This window comes from Rhodococcus sp. 114MFTsu3.1 (genome assembly GCF_000383555.1).
Lineage (GTDB): Bacteria > Actinomycetota > Actinomycetes > Mycobacteriales > Mycobacteriaceae > Rhodococcoides > Rhodococcoides fascians_E.
This window is the reverse complement of the sequence record NZ_KB911548.1, coordinates 318247-339792: the sequence shown is the minus strand read 5'-3', so window position 1 is coordinate 339792 and position 21546 is coordinate 318247. Positions and strand designations below refer to the sequence as shown.

Sequence of the window (21546 nt, the reverse complement as noted above, 5' to 3'; positions counted from 1 at the left end):
GTGTTCTTCTCCGGCGAAGCCCTCCCCGCCGCGAACGCCGCCGACGCCGACCGACTCTTCGCCGGCGCCGACCTGCACAACCTCTACGGCCCCACCGAAGCCGCCGTCGACGTCACCGCAGCACCCATCCACGCAGACGCGCTCGCTGATGTGGTGACCGTGCCCATCGGAATACCGGTGGCGAATACCTCTGTGCACGTCCTCGACTCGTGGCTACGCCCGGTACCCGTCGGGGTGACAGGTGAGCTGTATCTCGGTGGTGTCCAACTCGCCGACGGCTACATCGCCCGACCCGACCTCACCGCCACCCGCTTCATCGCCGACCCCACCACCGCAGGTGAACGCCTCTATCGCACCGGTGATCTCGTGCGCTGGAACCACGCCGGTGAACTCGACTACCTCGGCCGCTCCGACGACCAAGTCAAGATCCGCGGCTTCCGCATCGAACTCGACGAGATCCGCGTCGTCCTGCAGCAGCACCCCGCCGTCACCGCCGCCGTCGTCATCGCCGCCGCCCACCCCGGCGGCAATGACAAATACCTTGCCGCCTATTACGTCGGTACCGACGTCACCGACGACGAACTGCGGGAGCATCTGACCGCACGGGTGCCGGACTACATGATCCCCACGGTGTTCATTCCCATCGACACCGTCCCGGTCACCCCCAACGGCAAACTCGACCGCCGCGCACTACCCACACCCGACCTCACCGGAGCACTCACCGGCGGACAGGAACTCGAGACCGATGCGGAGAAAGCACTCGGGCGGCTGTTCCGCGAGGTGTTGGGACTCGCGGACGACATCACGCTCGCCGCAGACGACCACTTCTTCCGTCTCGGCGGGCACTCGTTGCTCGCTGTCCGGTTGGTCGCTCGGGCGAACGAGGAGATCGGTACGTCGTTGCTCCTGAACGACGTGCTCCGGAACCCGACCGTCGCAGGTTTGGCTGCTGCAGCGCAGGATCGCGCCGCGAGTACGGTCACCCCGACCGACGTGGCCGACGCGATACTCGCCCCGCTGTTGCCATCCTCGTCCGGTCGCTTTCTGTTCTGTGCGCACACGATGTACGGCGGCGATGCTGCTGCGTACGACGTGTTGGCCGACTACGTGCCGGACGGACTGGGGATCGTGGGGTTGCAGGACCCGGCACACGGCGGTGTCGACATCGAATTCGACACGCTCGCCGAACTGGCGGTCGTCTACGCGAATGCGGTGCAACGTGTGCAGTCGACCGGGCCGTACGACCTGCTCGGCTGGTCCTACGGCGGACACATCATGTTCGCCGTGGCACAGGAGCTTCGCTCGAGAGGAGAGGAGATCCATTCCTTGACGATCCTCGACACCTATCCGACCAGCGCCCCCGACACGCCCGAGACGCCTGCGCCCGACGTGTCGTTCGTCGACGACCGGGATGCCCAGTTGGAGTACCTGGAAAGCAGACGCGAGGACTTGCTGGTCATTCTCGGCGACGAGGGAAGCCGCGCGTTGTTTGCGAACCAGACGCTCGTCAAAGCCTTTGCGGTGTCCGGTAACCGATGTGAACAACTCATGGCTCAACCGACCAGCGGCCGACTCGACTGCGGCTCGCTCGTCGTGTTGGCTGGGGAAACCATCGACAACTCCGAGGCGGAGGGGCTCACCGCTGGACGGGGCGCCTGGCGTGTCCATCTCCCGCGGGCCGTGATCACTGTGGCCGACGGCGAAAACCACACGTCGGTGATCCTCACCGCGCGCGGACGAGCCCACTGGGGTGCGCAGCTCACCCGACTACTGGAACCAGGCGACGAAGGAGCCGAACAGCGATGACACTGAGCAGCGAACAGGTACAGGAAGATGTGGCGAACGTGCTGTACGTGGAGGTCGACGAGCTCGACCACGAATTGGATTTGCGCGAGCAGGGAATGGATTCCGTGCGCGTGATGCAACTCGTCGAGCAGTGGCGCAGCGCAGGGGTGGAGAAGGTGGACTACATCGTGTTGGCAGAGGATCCACGGCTGGAACGCTGGCTTGCGGTTCTGGAGGACCTGCAGCAGTCTGCGCAGAAAACGTAGGGACGCGAGAGTGTGGGGCCGGGAAAGGATCCGGCCCCGCACTCGTCGACACGCGAAGCGGTTCTACTTTCTCTTGCTGATTTTTCCGACGGCGGTGCGCTCGAACTCGGTGACCAATTCGACGACGTCAGGAAGCTTGTACGTCGCGAGCCCCTTGGCCTTCAGGAACTGCCGAACCTTGGTCAGCGACAACGATTTCGGATCCACACCCTCGCGTGGGAGCAGGAATGCTTTGACACGCTCACCGAGGACGGCGTCGGGAATGCCCTGGACGGAGGCCTCGTGGATCGACTCGTGCGCCAGCAGCAGGTCTTCCACCTCTGCGGGTGCGACTTTCTCCCCGCCACGGTTGATCTGATCCTTCGAGCGTCCGGTGACCGTCAGGTAACCGTCGGCGCCCTGGACGACAATGTCACCCGTGCGGTAGAAGCCGTCCTCGGTGAACACGTTCTGGTGCTGAGGGGCGTTGTAGTAACCGCGGATGGTCGACGGTCCACGGGTCAGAAGGTCACCGGCGGTGCCGCTGTCGACATTCTGGCCATGAGAGTCGACGACGCGGATTTCGTCGTAGTCGGTGGTCGGGCGCCCCTGGCGAGTGGTGATGATGTCCTCGTCCGCATCGAGTCGTGTGAAGGTGTGCAGGCCCTCGGCCATACCGAAGGACTGCTGGACCGTTGCCCCGAGTTCAGGCCGAACTCGTCGCGCCGAGTCGGGGCTGAACTTCGCCCCGCCGACCTGGATGACGGCGAGCGTGGACAGGTCGTATCGCTCTTTCAGTGACGAGTTCAACCACGCCAGCGCGAGCGGGGGAACCAGCGCGACGATGGTCACACCATGCTCGGCGATGAGGGGGAAGCTCACGTCCGGACTCCCGTTGGGCGCCATGACGACTGTGCCGCCGGCAGCGAGAGTGGACAGGTAACCGGGGGAGCGCATCGCGAAGCTGTGCGACATCGGTAGCACGACGAGTTGCACTGTGTCCGAGGTGATATCGGTCATCGCGGCTGCCGCCCGCACGGAGGCGAGGTACGTCTCGTGGGTGTGCGGGACAAGCTTGGGGCGATCGGTCGTGCCTCCCGACAATGCCAGGAAAGCGACGTCCGACGGGAGCGATCGTCGACGATGTTCCAGTGTGCCCTGTGCAAGAAGCGGTTCAAGTCCATCGGCGTCGACGATGATCGTGTGTTCGAGTGTGGACGACGTCGACTTCAGTTCGGCTGCGAGGGCTGCGAGATCGTTCCCGTCGTGCGCGGCGGTGGCGATGTACCCGCGGGCACCGGATTCTTCGACGATGTAACCGATTTCGTGCAGGCGCAACGCGATCGGGGTGAGGACGGGTACTGCGCCGATCTCGTAGAGTGCGAACACCAGCGCCACATAGTCGGGAATGTTCGGGAGGTGGACCACGACGCGGTCGCCGCGCCGGATTCCGAGACGCTCGAACCCGGCCGCGAGCGTCAGAATCCGCTCGCCCAGGTGGCCGTACGTGATCCGGGTGTCACCGAAGATCAGTGCAGTCTCCTCCGAGTGCTGCTCGATCGAGCTGAACAGAAACTCCGTGAACGTCTGGTCCACCCAGATGCCCTCATCCCGGTAGCGCTGCGCGAACTCCGGTGGATAGGGGACGACTCCGTCCAGGACGAGGGGTGCGAGGTCGTGAGTGGACGCGGTCATCTATCCCTTCCTATGTGAGCGGAAATGTAGGTCAGGCCTACATTTCCGCTCACGTTGTGGTGTATTGCAGACGAGAAATCAAGGCGTCGAGCGATTCTGCCCCGTGTGCCGCGACGTCGGCTGCGGGGCGTTCGCGGTATCCGGGGTTGAAGATTTCCAGTGAAAGCGGACCGGTGTATCCGGCTTCGATCACGCCGGCAACGGGGGCGAGTACGTCGAACTCGCCGTCTCCGGGGAAGCAGCGGTGATTTCGGCTCCACTGGATCAGCTCGAGATCCATCCACGGGGCGTCGGCGACCTGAAGAAAGCCGATACCGCGGGGGTCGAGGGCGTGGATCTGTTCGATTCCGTCTCCCACCGCATAGAGGTGGAAGGTGTCGACGACGAGTGACAACGACGGGTGGTCGGCGCGCCTCAGTGCATCTTCGACGTCGGCGATGCGGTTGATGTGGGTGCCCCAGGCCAGCGCTTCGAACATGACGGTGGCGCCATGTTCTGCTGCGGCCTCGCCGAGTGCGTGCAATTGCGAGGCGGAGAGGTCTCGGTCGTCGATGGCGTCGTCGTCGGTGTTGGAGACGACGAGGATTGCATCTCCGCCGAGCGCCTCCATGATGTCGCTTTCGCGGTGGAAACGTTGGAGTACGTCGGCGAATTCGGTTTCGGTGACACCTTCGGCGCGCCTGAACGGTTGGTAGAGGTCGACGGTCAATCCGAGGTCGTCGCATCGCCGACGGATGTCTGCGGTGCTCGATGATGCAGCCGTCAGGTCGGCGTCGAGAATTTCGACGCCGTCGAAGCCTGCCGCGGCGATGCCGTCGAGTTTGTCCTCGAGCGTTCCGCCGAGTGACACGGTGGCGATGCAGGTCTTCACGGGTGCTCCTCGGCGTAGGTCCGGCGAGGCTGACATTGATAGCCTAACCTAGCTCAGCTTAACCTAGCCTTACCTCGGAATGGGGTTGTATGTCGGCGCTGTACACGGCCCACAGTTCGGCGTAGCGGCCCGCGGCATCGAGTAGCTCGTCGTGGGTGCCTTCCTCGACGATGGACCCCCGCTCGAGGACGACGATACGGTCGCACGCACGCGCCTGCGAGAGTCGGTGCGCGATGACGATCGCCGACCGGCCATGTAGTGCCTTCGCTGTGGCCTCGTCGAGCAGAGCCGAGTTGCGCGAATCTGCTTCTGCCGTGGCCTCGTCCAGAATCGCCACCGCGGGGTCGTGCAGGACCAGCCTGGCCAGCGCGAGCAGCTGAACGTCCGCCGCGGTGATGCGGTGACCTTCCTCGCCGAGTTCGGTGTCGAGGCCACCGGGGAGCGAGCTGAGAAGGACATCCCCGCCGACGAGTGACAGTGCGTGCGTAAGTGACTCGTCCGAAGCATCCGGCGCGGCGAACGCCAGATTCTCGCGCAGTGTTGCCGAGAAGACTCGTCCCTCTTGGTTCAGGTACGCGATCCGCGATCGGTGTACCGATGCCTCGATGGTTCCGCCGCCCGGCTCGCGCACGCCGGCGATCAGACGGGCGAGCGTTGTCTTGCCCGAACCGCTCGTGCCGACGATCGCGAGGTGCTCCCCGGCGTGGAGCGTCAGATCGACGCCGTTCAGCACGGGGTGCTCCGGCAGATAGGAGAAGGATGCATCACGAACCGAGACGACGGGGCCGGTTCGCCTCACGGTCGAGTCCGGCGCGGCGGCCGGGGCGGCGTAGTTCTTCGTGACACCCACGACCCGAGCGAGAGATGCTGCGGCGGACTGCAAGTCGTCCATCACGAACATCAGCATCGAGATCGGTCCGGTGACCTGCAGGAACAACAGCGAGGCGGCGGTGATCGAACCCAGTGACGTGCCGTACCGCGCAGCCAGAACGAAACCACATCCGACGATCAGGAGCAGGCAGACCGCCTCGGCGAGGTTGATGCGGCTGAAGAAACGGTTCTGCATGATTCGAGCGCGCACCTCCCAACGTGCCACATCCCATGTTGCGCTCTGGATGTCGTTGATACGTGCATCGCCTACCTGAAATGCGGTAACGGTTGGAAGCGCCGTGAGTGTGGTGAGTACGCGTTCGCCGCGGGTGCTGTCTGCCGAGCGCAGTGCGCCGTACACCGGCGGCACCGCGGGGAGGTACCACCTCAATGCCCGTACGTACAACGGCGCGGCAAGCAAGAACGCGATGCCGAAGCGCCAGTCGATGGCCGCTGCCCCGATGACGGTCAGCACGATCGTGAAGATCGCTGCTGACAGCGTCGGCAGAATTGCTGGGAGTTCGTCGGACACGTTCCGCGTGTCGGATGCGGCACGAGTCACGATGTCTCCGACACCCACTCGTTCCACCTCGGTCTCCGTCAGATCCAGTGTCGCCGCCATGAACTTCTCGCGCAGGTCCGCGACCATCGTGTCGATGACGCGTCCGAGCGCCACCATGCCGAAGAACTCGACGACGCCGCCGATGAGGGCAGCGGCCACCAGTGCAGTCAACTGCCACCAGAACACCGCTGGAATTCCCGACGCTTCACTGGCGGTGACTGTGTCGACGATCCACCCGATGGTCAGTGGGAGGACGAGCGTCGTGGCTGCCGAGATCAGCAGAAGTAGGAGGATGCCCGCGATCCTCAGCTTCTTGCCCTCGGCGAGTTCTGTTATCTCGTTACGCATCTCGCGCCAGTCGGCGACCGGCAGGCGCTGCATTTCGGTATCGCTCACGAATGTTCTCCTGCGATGCTGTGCGTGGACACTGCGTGAAAGGCGGGCGAGGACGTGATGACGATCGTGGTCAATCCTTCTCGCGCAGAACGTACCCTGGTGGCGATGTCGTGCTCGGTGGCCGAGTCCACGGAATTCGTGGGATCGTGCAGAACGAGTACCGGCGGACGGCGATGCAGTGCGCGGGCGAGTGCGACGCGTTGGCGTTGGCCACCGGACAGGGTTCTGCCGCCGTCGCCGATATCGGTGTCGTAGCCGTCGCGAAGTTCGTGCTCCAGGCCGTCGCAGCGGGCTGCCTGCAGCGCGCCGCGGGCGCTGGTGTGCTCGTCCGACCCCGGAACTGCCTCCGCGGACGCCACGTTGGCAAACAACGTCGGTTCGAGGAGGTCCGGCTGATGGGGTGAGACGAGTATTCGGCGGCGGACCTCGGCCGGGTCATGTTCTCGCAAGGGACGTCCGTCGAGTGTGATGCCCGGGGTCTTGTCTTGCTCGCCGCGCGAGGTCAAGGTCATCGCGGCGACGAGCCCGTCGGCATCGATCGCGGACGGGTCGATCACGAGAAACTCGCCGGGCGTGACGAGAATCGGGTCGGTCATCTGGGGCGAGTGGATCCGAAGCGTCGGGGACTCCGGGATCGGAGCGGTTCCGAGCGCCTCCGGATCGGGGCCGATGTGCAGTTGATCGAGAACACGCTTGGCCGACGCCAACACCATCGCACCCAACGTTGCGGCGTCCTCGATGAGACTTCTCAGCGGATCGAGAAGCACCTGGGCCATGGCGGCAGCGGCGATAAGGCCGCCGATCGTGATGGAGCCGTTGAACGTGAGCATTGCAGCGATGACGGTCACCACGCCCGCGAACAGACCGGTCAGCGCATTGTTGATGCCGATGACCGCGCCCTCTGCCCTGTTGGCCGCGAGTGTGCCGCGCAGGGCCGATCGGGACACACCTCGATAATGGTCAGTGGCGGCGCGCTGAGCGTGGATGCCCGTGATCACTCGGTAGCCGGACACCAGATCGGCGGCGATGCCTGCCGCGTCCGCGACGGCATCTTGTTCTTCCTCTGCGCGTCTCTGCAGTGGACGCGCGACAACCGCCATGAGCGCCAACAGCAATGGCGACCCGAGTATGACGGTCAAGCCTAGAACCGGGTGGATGGCGAAGAGCGACACAGCCGCGACGACGATTGCGACGATATGGCCGAGTGGATACACCGCGAAATAGATTGCGCTGCTGGCCCGGTCGCTGTCGGAGGTTGCCACCGACAGCAGCCGCCCTGGCAGCTGCGGTCCGCCTGCGGTTCCGCGTGCGTCGAGGATGCGCTCGATCACTCGCGACGACAGCTCGTACTTCGCACGCTGTACAGCGAACCAACCGATGCGCCCGCCGAAGCGATACGTCAAGTTCATGACCACATAGAGGCCTGCGATGACGGCAAGCCACTGCAGGAACCCACCGACGGCCTCACCGGGAGGGGTGCCCGTGGTGACCGGCCCGATGCCGCGGTCGATGGCTGCACCCAATGCCAGCGGAACGAGCGTCGTCGCGGTGTTGTACAGCACCAGGAGCAGGCACCCGAGTGCCGCATGCCAGCCTGCCGATCGGATGATCGACGCCGAGAGGCGTAGCGGCGACATGCCGTCGCGGATTCTGATTCGACGCTGCGGCGGCGTGTCCGGAATGTCGAAGAAAACGGGGATGTGCTTGGGCGGATTCCAGGCGGATGTCATACGTCGGCAGGCTCGTGTTCCAGTGGGAGGGGATGGACGGTGGGGTTCCGGTGCTGCGAGCGGACGCGTCGACGGGGTTGGCCGTAGGGGTTCGACGAATCACAGGGGGTGCGCCCGACTAGTTCTATAGGTTAGCCTAACTTCGAATGTTAATCGATCAGGAGCCTGTAGTGCCTACGCCCGCCCGACGCCAGCCTTATCCCATCAAGATCCGTGCGGCAGAGGTCGTCCGGACCGAGATGATCACCGACACGATGATCCGCGTGACGTTCGGTGGAGCCGGGACCGATGGATTTGTCAGTCAGGTCGCCGACGAGCACGTCAAGCTCATCTTCCCCGACGTCGACACCGGTGAGCTGCGGCTCCCGGTGCCCGACGGCGACCATCTCGATTGGCCGGAGCCCTTCCCGACCACCCGTGAGTACACAGTCCGGAAGTACCGTCCCGAGGAGCGGGAGATCGATATCGATTTCGTCGTGCACCGACATGGGCTCGCGTCGGGGTGGGCGATCGCGGCAAGGCCGGGTGACACCCTTCATGTCGCGGGACCTCCCGGCGGGGTGATCATCGATCCCGGATACGACCATTTCGTCATCGTCGGCGACGAGACCGCGCTGCCTGCGATCGCTCGCTGGGTGGAGGAGATGCCGCGTGACACCCGCGGAGACGTGTACATCGAAGTGCACACCGAATCGAGCATTCAGAAGCTGGACCCGCCGGGTGGAATCGACGTCCACTGGATTGTGACGCCGCACGGTGAGGCGTCGGGGCTCGAGACGGCAGTACGATCGACGAAGATTCCGGACGGCGCTTCGGTGTTCGTCTGGCTCGCCGGCGAGGCCGGGGACATACGTCCGCTGCGGTCCTGGATCCGGAAGGATCTGGGTTTGGGCAAGGGGGACAGCTCGATCACGGGATATTGGCGCCGAGGTGTCTCCGATACCCACGAACATCTGGACGAGGAAGAATGAGCAAGGGTTTCTACTACGCCGAAGTTGTTGCCGTCGAGCAGATCACCAAGCACATGGTGCGGGTGACGTTCGGAGGTGAGGACGTCTCGGAGTACGTCAGTATCGGCGCGCCCGACGAATGCGTGACGTTGTTCTTCGCGCGTGAGGGTGAGGATCGTCCGCCTGCGATGACCGAGGTCGACGGCGAATGGTGGTTCCACGGCATCGAGGATGCGCCCGAGGGCCGCAACTACACCGTCCGTCGGTTCGATGCCGACTCCGGGCGCCTTGTCATCGATTTCGTCGCGCACGAAGGCGGTGTTGCTGCCACCTGGGCGCTGAACGCGACGGTCGGCCAGGTTTTGCTGTGGACGCGGCCACGTTCCTGGTACAACATCCCGGCTACGGCGCAGTGGCAGTTGCTCGTCGCAGACATGACGGGTCTGCCTGCGCTCGGACGCATCATCGAGGAATTGCCGAGTGGCGCACAAGCTCACGCGATCGTCGAGGTGCTCGAGCGCGGTGACAAGCAGGAGTTCGAGACAGCCGGCGACGTGACGTACGACTGGCGATTCGGCTCCGGCAACGGTGATTCCGCGAGTGTGCTCGAAGACGCGGCACGTCAGTGGGAACTGCCCGACGGCGAGGGTTACATCTGGTTCGCCGGTGAGGCTGCGTCGTCCCGCGTCGTGCGAAAGTACTTCCGGAAGGAGCTCGGCTACCCGGTGACTCGATTCGAGATCATCGGATACTGGCGCGCCAACTCCGAGCAGTGGCTGGAAAAATACAAGAAGTACCAGGAAGAAGCGCTGGCGGTGTACAACGGCGCATTGGCCGCAGGCCGCAGTCAAGCCGAGGCCAGCGAGGAGTTCGACGCCATGCTGGAGCGCGTCGGTCTGTAAGTGGAAATGTAGGCTCCCGCCTACCTTTCCACTCACGTGGATAATCTATGGGTGAGTTCTTCCCTGGTCGAGCCCGGCGTTCCCCTTGCAGTCCTGTGCGTGGTCATGGTCCTGCTGGCGGCCTCGGTGTACCGAGTCTCTGCCGTCGGGCGAGTGTGGACGGTGCCGTCGGCAGCTGGCCGTGGGTTCCTGCAGTTGGCCGCGGTGTCGCTGGTCCTCGCCGCGGCGCTCGCTCATCTGTGGTCTTCGTTGCTGGTGTTGGTCGTCATGTTCGCTGCGGCGGCCTTCACGTCCATTCGCCGTTCGGAGGCCGGGAGATCCGGGCTGTGGTTGACGGTCCCGCTGGCCGTGGGTATCGGCGTCGTCGTTCCATTGTGTTTGTCGACGGGAGTCGTTCCTGCCGAAGGGATTGCGATCGTGCCCGTCGGTGGCATCATTCTGGGCGGCACGATGACAGCGACGTCGCTTGCGGCTCGTCGAGCTCTGGACGCACTGTCCGAGCGGCACGGTGAAGTAGAAGCCGCGTTGAGTCTCGGCCTCACCGAACGTGATTCGCGTCTCGAAGTCGTTCGTCCCACTGCCGGGGACGCGCTGCTGCCTGGGTTGGATCAGACGCGGACGGTCGGGCTCGTGACACTGCCCGGAGCTTTCGTGGGTGTGCTGTTGGCCAGCGGTTCGGCCATCCAGGCCGGAGCCGTGCAGATACTCGTGTTGACCGGACTCTTGCTCGCTCAGACATTGGCGGTGGTCCTGACGGTCGATCTCGTCTCGCGCGGTGTGGTGCATCGCGAAAGCTGACCCACCACAACTGCGAGTGATCGATCTAGAATGCTGAGTTGGTCGAGCACTACTGACGTCTCGCGCTTTCGAAAGGATTTACCTTGTCCGGTTCACTTCTTCGGCGGCGCAGTGTGCGCGTGATCGCCGCGCTCGCCGCAGCGACGATCGGTCTCACCGCATGCAGTAGCGACAACTCGCCCGGTGACGACACCGGAACTGGAGCCACAAGCAGCGAGACCAGGGTGATCTCGACCGACAAGGGTGACGTCACCGTGCCCGCCGATCCGCAACGCATCGCGGTGCTGTCTGCAGGACTGGCCGGATACCTCTTCACCCTCGACGCACCGATCGCCATCACCGACACGCGGCTTCTGGGCGTGACCAACCTCGACGGTGGCTTCCCGCCGCAGTGGGCCGAGAAGGCGGAGGAGCAGGGCACCGAAGAACTACCCGCAGGCGAAGCGCTGAACATCGAGGCGATCGCACAGGCAGAACCCGACCTCATCATCGGTGGCGGACAGGGAATTTCCGCCGTCCAGGCAGACGAAGCATACGACCAGCTGACCGCCATCGCGCCGACTGTTCTGATACCCGCGTCCGTCAACACGTGGCAGGGGCAGCTCGAAGCCGTTGCCGACGCTGCGGGTGAGTCGGACAAGGTTGCCGGACTGCTCGAGGCATACGACGACAAGGTCGCCGAAGTAAAAGGCGCCATCAGGGTGCCGGGATCGCCCGTGTCGTACCTGTTGTCGCTGAGCACCAACGAGCCCGCGTTCATCCCGCAGACTGCAACGTTGCCGGAGTTGCTGAAGAACGTCGGCCTCGAACCGGACGACGTGCTCACCAAAGCCGACAACCCCGAGCTCTACGGCTCGGGTGACTCGTTCATCATCAGCCCCGAACTCCTGGCTCCGGTGGCGAGCGCACCCGTCATCATCGTCGTTCCGGTCGCCGGTCGTAGCTTGGACGAATTGAAACAGGATCCCGCCTACGCGAGTCTGCCTGCCTTTGCATCCGGCAACGTCTTCGAGCTGCCTGCTACGAGCTACCGACCGGATTACGACGGGGTCATCTCGACCCTGGATCAGGTCCAGACGCTGTTCGCCCAGTAGATCGTCACGGCTGAGATGCCCGTCCACTCACCTGCGGCGGAGCCGCCTTGGGCATCAACGTTGCGGCGAGGAGCATGAGTACTGCCGCACCGAAGACGCCCAGGAAGACCAGATGAATGGCGTCGGACAGCTGCTGCGGTTCCGGATCCCCGGAGACACGCGAGTTCACGATCGCACCGAAGATCGCGACGCCGACGGCGCTGCCGATGGAGCGGGCGAACATGTTGGTCGACGTCGCGACGCCACGCTCGGACCACTCGACCGACGACTGCGCGGCGATCAGCGTCGGGCTTGCAATGAGACCCATGCCGAGCCCGACGACGAAGCAGACGGCGGCGATCATCCAGATCTGCGACTGCGCGCCTATCAGCGTTGCCGATCCGGTTCCGACCACCGCGATGGACCCACCGGTCAACGCCGTCGCGCGGAATCCGAACCTCAGATAGAACTTGCCGGACAGCGACGCCGCGATCGGCCAGCCGAGCGTGAGGGTTGCCAGAGCGAAGCCGGCCACGATGGCACCGGTGCCGAGGACGCCTTGCACGAAGGTGGGGACGTACGACGTCAACCCCAGCACGATTGCCCCGACGATGAGGGACACCAGGCTACTGACGACGAGGACGCGCCGGGTGAACACCCAGAGCGGCAGTATCGGCTCGGGCGCGCGGGTCTGCTGCCAGGTGAACAACGCCAGTGAGACGACCCCGAGTGCAAAGATCCCCACCGACGTGCCCGACGCCCATGCCCAGGACTGTCCGCCTTCCAGCAACCCGAGAAGCAGCGCAGCCGCGCCGACGGTGAGCAGACCCGCACCGAGGTAGTCGATCGTGGGTTTCGAGCGGTCGACGGGCCCTTCGTGGAAGCGTCGGATCAGCATCCAGGCGGCCAGTGCGCACAGTGGGATGTTGACGAAGAAGATCCAGCGCCAGGACAGGAACTCGGAGAACACACCGCCGAGTGCAGGCCCCAGCACTGCCGACATGGCCCACACGCTGGCCAGGTAGCCCTGGGCTTTGGCGCGTTCCTGCAGGGTGTAGATGTCGCCCGCGATCGTGACGGACATCGGCTGCACCGCCCCCGCCCCGAGTCCCTGAACCGCACGGAAAGCGATCAACGCGGGCATCGACCACGCCAGGCCGCACAGAATCGAGCCGAGCAGGAACACTCCGATCCCCCACAGCATGACCTTCTTGCGGCCGAACAGGTCGGCCAGCTTCCCGTAGATCGGCACGGACACGGCCTGGGCCAGCAGATAGATCGAGAACAGCCACGGGAACTGACTGAAACCACCGAGATCGTCGACGATGGTCAACACGGCCGTCGCGATGATCGTGGAGTCCAGTGCGACGAGGGAGGTGCTCAGCATCAGTGCAATGAGCACCGGCCCGCGCTCGGAGCGGAAGCCGACGTCTGCGATCTCGTTGGTTGCCATCACCAACCATTCTTCTCCTGAGGCAGGAACACGACCACATCAGGCCCAGATAGGGTTGGTTTCGTGCGCCCAACACTCAGTAGCTACCAGCATCTGGCCGGCGGCAAGGTTCGCGATCTCTACATCGTCGACGACGACCACCTGCTTCTCGTCGCAAGCGACCGCATCTCCGCCTACGACTACGTCCTCGATACGCCGATCCCCGACAAGGGGCGCGTCCTGACGGCGATGAGCGTGTTCTTCTTCGAAGAGCTCGGGGGAGTCAATCACCTCGCCGGTGATCCGCTCGACGATCGGATCCCTCAGGAACTGCTCGGACGGGCTCTTGTCGTCAAGCGCCTCGAGATGGTGCCGATCGAATGCGTCGCTCGCGGTTACCTGACCGGTTCGGGGCTCTCGGACTACCAGCGGACCGGCGCGGTGTGCGGTGTCGCCCTGCCCGACGGTCTGGTCGAATCCAGCAAGCTCGACGAGCCGATCTTCACGCCCGCGGCCAAAGCGGCTCTCGGCGAGCACGACGAGAACGTCGACTACGCCGCCGTCGTCGACAAGGTCGGGGAGGAACTGGCGTTCAAACTTCGCGAGGACACCCTCGAGATCTACGCCCGAGCTGCCAATTTCGCACTCGACCGCGGAATCATCCTCGCCGACACCAAGTTCGAATTCGGGCAGGACGCCGACGGCAACCTGGTTCTCGCCGACGAGGTGCTCACCCCGGATTCCTCGCGGTACTGGCCGGCCGACAGCTACGAGGAAGGTCGCGTTCAGCCGAGCTTCGACAAGCAGTACGTCCGCGACTGGCTGACGGGCGAATCGGGCTGGGACCGTCACGGTGACACGCCGCCGCCCGCTCTTCCCGACGACGTCGTCGCGGCGACTCGTGCACGGTACATCGAGGCCTACGAACGCATTTCGGGCCTCAACTTCGACGATTGGGTCAAGCCATGACAGTTACTCCACCGATTGCCAAGAAGGTCCCCCTCGAACGGACCCACCACGGCGACACCGTCGTCGACAACTACGAGTGGCTGCGGGACAAGGAAGATGCCGAGGTGATCGCCTATCTCGAAGCCGAGAACGCCTATACCCAGCAGCAGACCGCCGGTCTCGAGGAACTCCGCGGACAGATCTTCGACGAGATCAAGTCACGCACCCAGGAGACAGACTTGTCGGTCCCGACGCGTATGGGCGACTGGTGGTACTACTCGCGGACCATCGAAGGCAAGTCCTACGGCCTCCAATGCCGTTGCGCCGTGGATTCTCCCGACGACTGGACACCTCCCACTCTGTCCGGTGAGGTGCCGGGCGAGCAGGTCCTTCTCGATTCCAACATCGAGGCCGAGGGGCACACCTTCTTCTCCCTCGGAGCATTCTCGATCAGCCAGGACGGTAACCTCCTGGCCTACTCGACCGACACCGAGGGCGACGAGCGGTACACGTTGCGTTTCAAGGACCTGCGCACCGATGAGATGCTGCCCGACACCATCGAGAAGGTCTCCACCGGAGCGACCTGGTCGATCGACCACGGTCACGTCTTCTACCAAACCGTCGACGAATCCTGGCGTCCCGACACCGTGTGGCGGCACAAGCTCGGCACACCATCCTCCGAGGACGTCAAGGTCTTCCACGAGCCGGACGAGAGCTACTGGGTCGGATTCGGCTCCACCCGTAGCGAGAAGTACCTGATGATCTGGGTCGGCTCCAAGATCACCTCCGAATGCCTCGTCCTGGAATCCGAGAATCCGGAAGGCGAATTCCGCGTCGTACTCCCGCGCGAAACCGGTGTGGAGTACAGCGTCGAGCATGCCGTGGTGAACGGTGAGGATCGATTCCTGATCCAGCACAACGGCTCCGTCAACGGCTGGGGAACTGACGGCGAGAAGGCGGAGAACTTCCTCCTCGCCGACGCACCCGTCGACGATCCGTCGAACCAGACCATTCTGATTCCGCACCGCGACGACGTCAGGCTCGAGGACGTCGACGCGTTCGCCGACCATCTCGTACTCAACTACCGCCGAGAAGCGTTGACACGGCTGGCCATCTGGCCGATCGGACCCGAGGGGTACGGCGACTACGAGGAACTCGAGTTCGAGGAAGAACTCTTCGCCGTCGGCGCCGGCTCGAACCCCGAGTGGACGCAGCCACTTCTTCGTCTTGTCTACACCTCGTTCATCACCCCCGGGCAGGTGTACGACTACGACGTGAAATCAGGCGAGTTGCTGCTCCGTAAGGCGCAGCCCGTCCTGGGCGATTTCCGCGCCGACGACTACGTCCAGCATCGAGATTGGGCCGTCGCGGCCGACGGGACCCGTATTCCGCTGTCCATCGTGTTGCGCAAGGACGTTCCCGAAGGCCCTGCTCCGACCCTGCTGTACGGCTACGGATCGTACGAAGCATCGATGGATCCGGCGTTCTCCGTAGCCAGGCTCTCGCTACTGGACCGCGGAATCGTCTTCGTCGTCGCACACGTGCGCGGTGGCGGCGAGATGGGCCGCCACTGGTACGAGAACGGCAAGACTCTCACCAAGAAGAACACGTTCACCGATTTCGTCTCCGCTGCACAGCATCTGATCGACACGGGTCGGACGGCGCCGAAACACCTCGTCGCCGACGGTGGTAGCGCGGGCGGGCTCCTGATGGGTGCTGTCGCGAACCTGGCGCCGGAGCTGTTCAACGGCATCCTCGCGAACGTTCCGTTCGTCGATCCACTGACCTCCATTCTCGACCCGTCGCTGCCGCTCACGGTCATCGAGTGGGACGAGTGGGGCAATCCGTTGGCGGACAAGGAGGTGTACGACTACATGAAGTCGTACAGTCCCTACGAGAACGTCGAAGCCAAGGACTACCCAGCGATCCTCGCGATCACGTCCATCAACGACACCCGTGTGCTCTACGTCGAGCCCGCCAAATGGGTTGCCGCACTGCGTGCCACCAAGACCGGTGACTCCGACCTGCTGCTCAAGACCGAGATGAGCGCAGGCCACGGCGGCGTCAGTGGACGATACGAGAAGTGGAAGGAAGCCGCCTTCGAATACGCCTGGATCGTGCAGCAGACCGGCGCCCGTATGTGAGTGTCAGCGCCAGACGTACCTGACCTGCGGGCGACCGGCCTTTCCGTACTCGGTGTTCCGGGTGACCAGGCCGTCGTCGGCGAGGCGCTCGAGGTACCGCCAGGCCGTCACGCGCGAGACTCCGACGAGCTTGGCGGCCTCGGACGCGTTGAGCCCGTCGGGGGCGTCGCGGACGATTGCGGTGACGCCGTCCATCGTCTGCGGCGCAATGCCTTTCGGGGTCGAGGCGCGTTCGTCCGCGGTGCGCAGGTGGGACATCGCTCGGTCGATGTCCCGCTGGCTCGCGGCGTTCTCTCCCGCGGGAAGGGCGTCGTGGAACTCGCGGTACCGGTCCAGCTTGTCCCGAAACGCGGCGAACGTGAACGGCTTCAGTAGGTACAGAACGACACCGTGGGCCACGGCGGATCGGACCACCGAGAGGTCACGCTCCGACGTGATGGCGATGACGTCCGGGCTGGGCCGGAGGCCGCCGAGCGCTGCGGCGACGTCGATGCCGTTGGAATCGGGCAGGCCGATGTCCAGCAGCACCAGGTCGATCGGTTCGACGGCTTCGGCTGCGGCCCGCAGTGCGGCCGACCCTGTGTGCGCCAGGGCGACGACGGTGAAACCCGGAACGCGCTCGACGTAGCTGCGATGCGCCTCGGCGATCAACGGTTCGTCCTCGACTATCAACACTCGGATCACGAGGGCCTCCCCAGCGGAATGGTCGCGGTCAACACCGAACCGTAGGTGACCTCGGAGGTCAGCGATCCGCGATACCGATTGACCACCTGTGTCACCAGTGCCAGACCCAGGCCGCGCGACCCGGATTTGGTCGAGTATCCGCGGGTCAGTGCAGTTCTCAGTACGTCGGCGGGCATCCCCGGGCCGCTGTCGGACACCCGAACCATCAGCTCCGATTCCGAATCACGCACCGTCACTTCGACCCACGGCTGCTCTGCTTCCTTCGACGCATCGATTGCATTGTCTATCAAATTACCGACCAGCGTGACCAATTCCCGCGGAGTGACGATGCCGGCATGTTCGAGTGCTGTGTCCTCGGTGATCGTGAGTTCGACGCTCTGCTCGGCTGCCTGACTGACCTTGCCCAACAACAAGGCGGCCAGAGCGGGTTCACCCACGGCACTCATCAATCGGTCGATCAAGTTCTGCGACAGTTCGAGGTCCGCAGTCGCGAACTCGACAGCTTCCTGTGGCCGACCGAGTTCCACCATCGTGATGACGGTGTGCAGGCGATTCGCGGACTCGTGCGCCTGCGAACGCAGCGATTCGGCGAAGCTCCGCACCGAATCGAGTTCACCGATCACCCCTTGCAATTCCGTGCGATCGCGGATCGTGAGAACGTCGCCGAGGCGTCGACCCTCCCACATCACCGGGTCGGAGTTGACGACCAGCACGCGGGTTTCGGTCAGGTGGAGTTCGCCGCCGGACGTCATGTGCTGCAGTGATTCCGGCAGGTCCGTCCGTCGAACAGGGCCGTCGGGGAGATCGAGGAGCCGCCTGGCCTCGTCGTTGACGATTTCCGCCGTGTCCCTCTTGCCGAACACGAGCAACCCTTCGCTGATGGAGTGCAGAACGGCGTCGTGATGCTCGTACATCGAACGCAACTCGTCCGGCGCCATGCCCAACGTCTGACGACGAAGTCGTCGGCTCAGTGCCACCGAGCCGCCGGCGGCGACGATGAAGGCCGAGATCACCACCCCGACGATGAGAGGCAGCCCGGCCAGGAACTGATCGCTGATCTTGTCCCTCGTCACCCCGGCCGACACCAGGCCGACGATGGCACCGGTGGAGTCGGTCACCGGCGTCACCGCGCGGATCGAGGGACCGAGCGACCCGACGTAGGTCTCGGTGAACGTCTCGCCCTCGAGCGCGCGATCGATGTTGCCGCTGAACGGCTGACCGATCAGGTCGACGGTGGTGTGAGTGAAACGAGTTCGGTCCGGCGCCATCACGACGATGAAGTCGACGCCGGTGACCTTTCGGATCCGTTCGGTCTCCGGTTGCAGGTACGCAGTGGGGTCGTCCGAGGCGATCGCCGTCGGCGTCGACGGTTCGTTGGCGATGCTCGCCGCGACGGCGATGACCTCGCGGCGGGTCGCCTCGTCGCTGTTGGACCGCTCGTTGACGATGGTCAGGAACCCGCCGGCAAGCACGATGACGGCCATGACGATCAATTGCAGGATCAGAACTTGCCCTGCAACGCTCGTCGGACGCTTCGCCACGTTTCGTTCCTTTGTTTCGTACCCGGTTCTCGTGAACAGAATGAACGTATTCGTGACTACGGTCACGAATTCCACCAACATCGTCCTCTAGCAAGGCGTGATCCAACTCACTCCATTAGTCACAAAGGACGTACCCATGACTACCAGCATCGATGCTGAAAACCGGAATCCGGCGCCGGAACCGAAGAAGAAGCGCGACAAGACGCACTGGCTCTACATCGCGGTGATCATCGCCGTGGTCGCCGGTGTTGCCGTCGGTCTCCTGTGGAAGGACTTCGGTGTCGAGCTCGCAGTGCTCGGCACCCTGTTCGTCAGCTTGATCAAGATGATGATCAGCCCGGTCATCTTCTGCACCATCGTTCTCGGCATCGGCTCGGTCAAAGCTGCAGCCAGTGTCGGCAAGGTCGGCGGGCTCGCGCTCGCCTACTTCATCGGAATGTCGACGATCGCCCTCGGCATCGGCATGGTCGTCGGCAACTTGATCCAGCCAGGCACCGGCCTGAACATCGTGCCAGGCGGTGGTTCGGAGTACGCCGAGGACGCCGAAGGTGCAGGCGGCACGATGGACTTCATCGCCGGAATCATCCCCGAGTCGCTGTTGTCGTCCTTGACCGCAGGCTCGGTGCTGCAGACGTTGTTCGTCGCCATCCTCGTCGGCTTCGCACTCCAGGCCATGGGCAAGCAGGGCGAGGGCATCCTCAAGGGCATCGGCGCAGTGCAGAAGCTCGTGTTCCGCATCCTGACGATGATCCTGTGGCTCGCCCCGATCGGCGCTTTCGGCGCCATCGCCGGTGTGGTCGGCAAGACCGGATTCGACGCTGTCGTTCAGCTCGGCACACTGATGCTGGCGTTCTACATCACGTGCTTCATCTTCGTGTTCGGCTTCCTCGGCCTGATCCTGAAGTTCGTGTCCGGCTTCTCGATCTTCAAGCTGGCCAAGTACCTGGGGCGCGAATACCTGCTCATCGTCGCGACGAGCTCGTCCGAGTCGGCTCTGCCGCGTCTGATCGCCAAGATGGAGCATGTCGGCGTCGAGCGCACCACCGTCGGCATCGTCGTCCCGACCGGATACTCGTTCAACCTCGACGGCACCGCCATCTACCTGACCATGGCGTCGATCTTCATCGCCGACGCGATGAACATGCCGCTCTCGATCCCCGAGCAGTTCTCCTTGCTGCTCTTCATGATCATCGCGTCGAAGGGTGCTGCCGGAGTCTCCGGTGCCGGTCTGGCAACCCTCGCGGGCGGCCTGCAGAGCCACCGCCCCGAACTGCTCGACGGCGTCGGCATGATCGTCGGCATCGACCGGTTCATGTCCGAGGCCCGGGCACTCACGAACTTCTCCGGCAACGCAGTTGCAACCCTTCTCGTGGGAACCTGGACCAAGACGATCGACGCGTCACGCGTCAAGACCGTCCTCGACGGAGACCTGCCGTTCGACGAGGAGACCATGGTCGACGACCATCTCCCGGAAGACGACAAGCGCGTCGAGCTCGATAAAGCCGCAGCCAAGGCGTAAAAGACCCCGCCTGGTGACGCGCACCCCCCGTCACCAGGCGTGTAGTACAAGAGCGGCCCTCCCACTCGGAGGGTCGCTCTTGTGTGTTCGGACAGCCAACTCACCAGAAGTCGGTACCCACAGGTAAGTTCGTGGAATGACTGAAGTCCAGAACATCGGCATCAACACGCTGGGCGGTGCGCCCACCTCGCTCGACGAGTACGCGGGCAGAGCCGTCCTCGTGGTGAATGTCGCCTCGAAGTGCGGCCTGACGCCTCAGTACGCCACACTCGAGAAGCTTGCCACCGAATACTCGGCGAAGGGACTGTCCGTCATCGGCGTTCCTTGCAACCAGTTCGGTGGTCAGGAGCCCGGCACCGCCGAGGAAATCGAAACGTTCTGCTCCACCACCTACGGCGTCACCTTCCCCATCACGGAGAAGATCGAGGTCAACGGAGAGAACCGGCACCCGCTCTACGCGGAGCTCACCAAGACCGAGGACGCAGAAGGCGTCGCAGGAGACATCCAGTGGAACTTCGAGAAGTTCCTGATCTCACCCGAGGGCGTCGTCACCAACCGCTTCCGCCCACGTACCGAGCCGGACGCCCCTGAAGTACTGGCTGCGATCGACAAGATCCTGCCCAAGGAGAACATCGCCGTTTAGACGCGATCAATTCTGCCGTCGAGCCTCGTTCACATCGGTGTGCGAGGCTCGCGGCATGTCTGGAGCACTGATCGTGTCGGTGAGCGGAATCAGGGACGACACCTGCGACAACGCAGCGGAGTTCGCCCTCGAACTGGACAAGCGTGGCGTCGCGCAGTCGCTTCTCGTTGCGCCGCGGCTGAAGGACAAGTACCGGCTCACGAAAGACGAGAACACCCAGGACTGGCTGCGAGGGCGTCGGGACCTGGGGGATGCGATAGTCCTGCACGGGTACGACCAGGCCGCGACCAAGCGTCGCCGAGCCGAATTCGCAGCACTTCCACGTCACGAAGCACGGCTGCGGCTCATGGCCGCCGACCGGGTCATGGAGCAGACCGGCTTGCGCACAAGGGTGTTCGCAGCGCCGAGGTGGATCGCATCACCCGGAGCAGTTGCCGCTCTGCCCGAGGCCGGCTTTCGAATGATCGCCGGCCTCAGTGCAATTCACGATCTGGAATCGGGATCGCTCGTACGGGCACGAGTCCTGGGCATCGGCGAAGGCTTCAAAGCCGAACCCTGGTGGTGTCGAGCACTGGTCATCGGCGCCGGACGTACCGCCCGACGCGGCGGCACCGTCCGATTGGCGGTCAGCGCAAAACAACTGGGCCGCAGCGGTCCCCGGCAGGCAATCCTGGACGCGGTCGACCTGGCGCTCTACAGCGGTGCAACACCGGGCGTGTACGAACACGTTCGCAGGGTGAGAGCAGCCTGACCGCTCG

General features: G+C 64.1%; 18 protein-coding genes. 11 read left to right on the top strand and 7 right to left on the bottom strand.

The window, feature by feature from the left end:
* Both H292_RS28420 and H292_RS0111950 read left to right on the top strand, forming a co-directional pair.
* Nucleotides 1–1806 (top strand): thioesterase domain-containing protein (locus H292_RS28420; RefSeq protein ID WP_020111569.1); only part of this gene is annotated, 1806 nt, incomplete at its 5' end.
* Complete coding sequence (locus H292_RS0111950) at nucleotides 1803–2051, top strand: phosphopantetheine-binding protein (protein WP_019667398.1); 249 nt, start codon at nucleotides 1803–1805, stop codon at nucleotides 2049–2051. The genes H292_RS28420 and H292_RS0111950, both read left to right, overlap by 4 nt.
* Before the next feature lie 63 nt (nucleotides 2052–2114).
* On the opposite strand, the gene H292_RS0111945 is transcribed toward H292_RS0111950, so the two are convergent.
* The 4 genes from H292_RS0111945 to H292_RS0111930 are packed head-to-tail and all read right to left on the bottom strand — an operon-like array spanning nucleotide 2115 to nucleotide 8154.
* Nucleotides 2115–3725 (bottom strand): (2,3-dihydroxybenzoyl)adenylate synthase, encoded by a 1611-nt coding sequence (locus H292_RS0111945; RefSeq protein ID WP_020111568.1) that lies wholly within the window; start codon nucleotides 3723–3725, stop codon nucleotides 2115–2117.
* Between the two features lie 49 nt (nucleotides 3726–3774).
* Nucleotides 3775–4596 carry a sugar phosphate isomerase/epimerase family protein gene (locus tag H292_RS0111940; protein ID WP_019667396.1) on the bottom strand — a complete coding sequence of 274 codons (822 nt, stop codon included), beginning with the start codon at nucleotides 4594–4596 and terminating at the stop codon, nucleotides 3775–3777.
* A 58-nt stretch (nucleotides 4597–4654) separates the two neighbouring features.
* The gene (locus H292_RS0111935; RefSeq protein ID WP_231383820.1) at nucleotides 4655–6424 is read right to left on the bottom strand and encodes an ABC transporter ATP-binding protein; all 1770 of its coding nucleotides are present in this window, start codon (nucleotides 6422–6424) and stop codon (nucleotides 4655–4657) included.
* Complete coding sequence (locus tag H292_RS0111930; protein WP_020111567.1) at nucleotides 6421–8154, bottom strand: ABC transporter transmembrane domain-containing protein; 1734 nt, start codon at nucleotides 8152–8154, stop codon at nucleotides 6421–6423. The genes H292_RS0111935 and H292_RS0111930 overlap by 4 nt, the downstream gene beginning before the upstream one ends.
* 170 nt (nucleotides 8155–8324) lie before the next feature.
* On the opposite strand from H292_RS0111930, the gene H292_RS0111925 reads away from it, so the two are divergent.
* The 4 genes from H292_RS0111925 to H292_RS0111910 all read left to right on the top strand — a co-directional run bounded on the left by H292_RS0111925 (nucleotide 8325) and on the right by H292_RS0111910 (nucleotide 11898).
* Nucleotides 8325–9125: a siderophore-interacting protein gene (locus H292_RS0111925; RefSeq protein WP_019667393.1), complete on the top strand. Its 801-nt coding sequence runs from the start codon at nucleotides 8325–8327 to the stop codon at nucleotides 9123–9125.
* Nucleotides 9122–10006 carry a siderophore-interacting protein gene (locus H292_RS0111920; protein WP_020111566.1) on the top strand — a complete coding sequence of 295 codons (885 nt, stop codon included), beginning with the start codon at nucleotides 9122–9124 and terminating at the stop codon, nucleotides 10004–10006. Before H292_RS0111925 ends, H292_RS0111920 begins: the two co-directional genes overlap by 4 nt.
* A 51-nt stretch (nucleotides 10007–10057) precedes the next feature.
* Nucleotides 10058–10804 carry an ABC transporter permease gene (locus H292_RS0111915; protein ID WP_027498775.1) on the top strand — a complete coding sequence of 249 codons (747 nt, stop codon included), beginning with the start codon at nucleotides 10058–10060 and terminating at the stop codon, nucleotides 10802–10804.
* 83 nt (nucleotides 10805–10887) lie between these two features.
* Nucleotides 10888–11898 (top strand): ABC transporter substrate-binding protein, encoded by a 1011-nt coding sequence (locus H292_RS0111910; protein ID WP_027498774.1) that lies wholly within the window; start codon nucleotides 10888–10890, stop codon nucleotides 11896–11898.
* 4 nt (nucleotides 11899–11902) lie between these two features.
* Here the strand turns inward: H292_RS0111910 and H292_RS0111905 are convergent, their stop codons facing one another.
* Nucleotides 11903–13330, bottom strand: a complete 1428-nt coding sequence (locus H292_RS0111905) for an MDR family MFS transporter (RefSeq protein ID WP_020111563.1) — start codon at nucleotides 13328–13330, stop codon at nucleotides 11903–11905.
* Between the two features lie 63 nt (nucleotides 13331–13393).
* On the opposite strand from H292_RS0111905, the gene H292_RS0111900 reads away from it, so the two are divergent.
* Both H292_RS0111900 and H292_RS0111895 read left to right on the top strand, forming a co-directional pair.
* Nucleotides 13394–14278 (top strand): phosphoribosylaminoimidazolesuccinocarboxamide synthase, encoded by an 885-nt coding sequence (locus H292_RS0111900; protein ID WP_020111562.1) that lies wholly within the window; start codon nucleotides 13394–13396, stop codon nucleotides 14276–14278.
* Entirely contained in the window at nucleotides 14275–16401 is a 2127-nt protein-coding gene (locus H292_RS0111895) for a S9 family peptidase (RefSeq protein WP_020111561.1), read from the top strand. Before H292_RS0111900 ends, H292_RS0111895 begins: the two co-directional genes overlap by 4 nt.
* 3 nt (nucleotides 16402–16404) lie before the next feature.
* Here the strand turns inward: H292_RS0111895 and H292_RS0111890 are convergent, their stop codons facing one another.
* Complete coding sequence (locus tag H292_RS0111890) at nucleotides 16405–17085, bottom strand: response regulator (protein ID WP_019667386.1); 681 nt, start codon at nucleotides 17083–17085, stop codon at nucleotides 16405–16407.
* On the bottom strand, nucleotides 17082–18569 hold the full coding sequence (locus H292_RS0111885; RefSeq protein ID WP_230621146.1) for a sensor histidine kinase: 1488 nt from the start codon (nucleotides 18567–18569) through the stop codon (nucleotides 17082–17084). Before H292_RS0111885 ends, H292_RS0111890 begins: the two co-directional genes overlap by 4 nt.
* A gap of 193 nt (nucleotides 18570–18762) precedes the next feature.
* On the opposite strand from H292_RS0111885, the gene H292_RS0111880 reads away from it, so the two are divergent.
* From H292_RS0111880 to H292_RS0111870, 3 genes are all read left to right on the top strand, one after another.
* On the top strand, nucleotides 18763–20145 hold the full coding sequence (locus H292_RS0111880; protein WP_019667384.1) for a C4-dicarboxylate transporter DctA: 1383 nt from the start codon (nucleotides 18763–18765) through the stop codon (nucleotides 20143–20145).
* Nucleotides 20146–20281: 136 nt separating this feature from the next.
* The gene (locus H292_RS0111875) at nucleotides 20282–20788 is read left to right on the top strand and encodes a glutathione peroxidase (protein WP_019667383.1); all 507 of its coding nucleotides are present in this window, start codon (nucleotides 20282–20284) and stop codon (nucleotides 20786–20788) included.
* A gap of 55 nt (nucleotides 20789–20843) precedes the next feature.
* A complete protein-coding gene (locus H292_RS0111870) occupies nucleotides 20844–21539 on the top strand; it encodes a DUF2334 domain-containing protein (protein ID WP_019667382.1) in 696 nt (231 codons plus the stop codon).
* Nucleotides 21540–21546: the final 7 nt, after the last annotated feature.

Excerpts from the sequence above, each read along its gene's own strand:
- H292_RS0111920 (WP_020111566.1), top strand. The coding sequence starts at position 9,122 with ATGAGCAAGGGTTTCTACTACGCCGAAGTTGTTGCCGTCGAGCAGATC.
- H292_RS0111905 (WP_020111563.1), bottom strand. The coding sequence starts at position 13,330 with ATGGCAACCAACGAGATCGCAGACGTCGGCTTCCGCTCCGAGCGCGGG.
- H292_RS0111885 (WP_230621146.1), bottom strand. The coding sequence starts at position 18,569 with ATGGCCGTCATCGTGCTTGCCGGCGGGTTCCTGACCATCGTCAACGAG.
- H292_RS0111875 (WP_019667383.1), top strand. The coding sequence starts at position 20,282 with ATGACTGAAGTCCAGAACATCGGCATCAACACGCTGGGCGGTGCGCCC.
- H292_RS0111945 (WP_020111568.1), bottom strand. The coding sequence starts at position 3,725 with ATGACCGCGTCCACTCACGACCTCGCACCCCTCGTCCTGGACGGAGTC.
- H292_RS0111895 (WP_020111561.1), top strand. The coding sequence starts at position 14,275 with ATGACAGTTACTCCACCGATTGCCAAGAAGGTCCCCCTCGAACGGACC.
- H292_RS0111870 (WP_019667382.1), top strand. The coding sequence starts at position 20,844 with ATGTCTGGAGCACTGATCGTGTCGGTGAGCGGAATCAGGGACGACACC.
- H292_RS0111930 (WP_020111567.1), bottom strand. The coding sequence starts at position 8,154 with ATGACATCCGCCTGGAATCCGCCCAAGCACATCCCCGTTTTCTTCGAC.
- H292_RS0111950 (WP_019667398.1), top strand. The coding sequence starts at position 1,803 with ATGACACTGAGCAGCGAACAGGTACAGGAAGATGTGGCGAACGTGCTG.
- H292_RS0111880 (WP_019667384.1), top strand. The coding sequence starts at position 18,763 with ATGACTACCAGCATCGATGCTGAAAACCGGAATCCGGCGCCGGAACCG.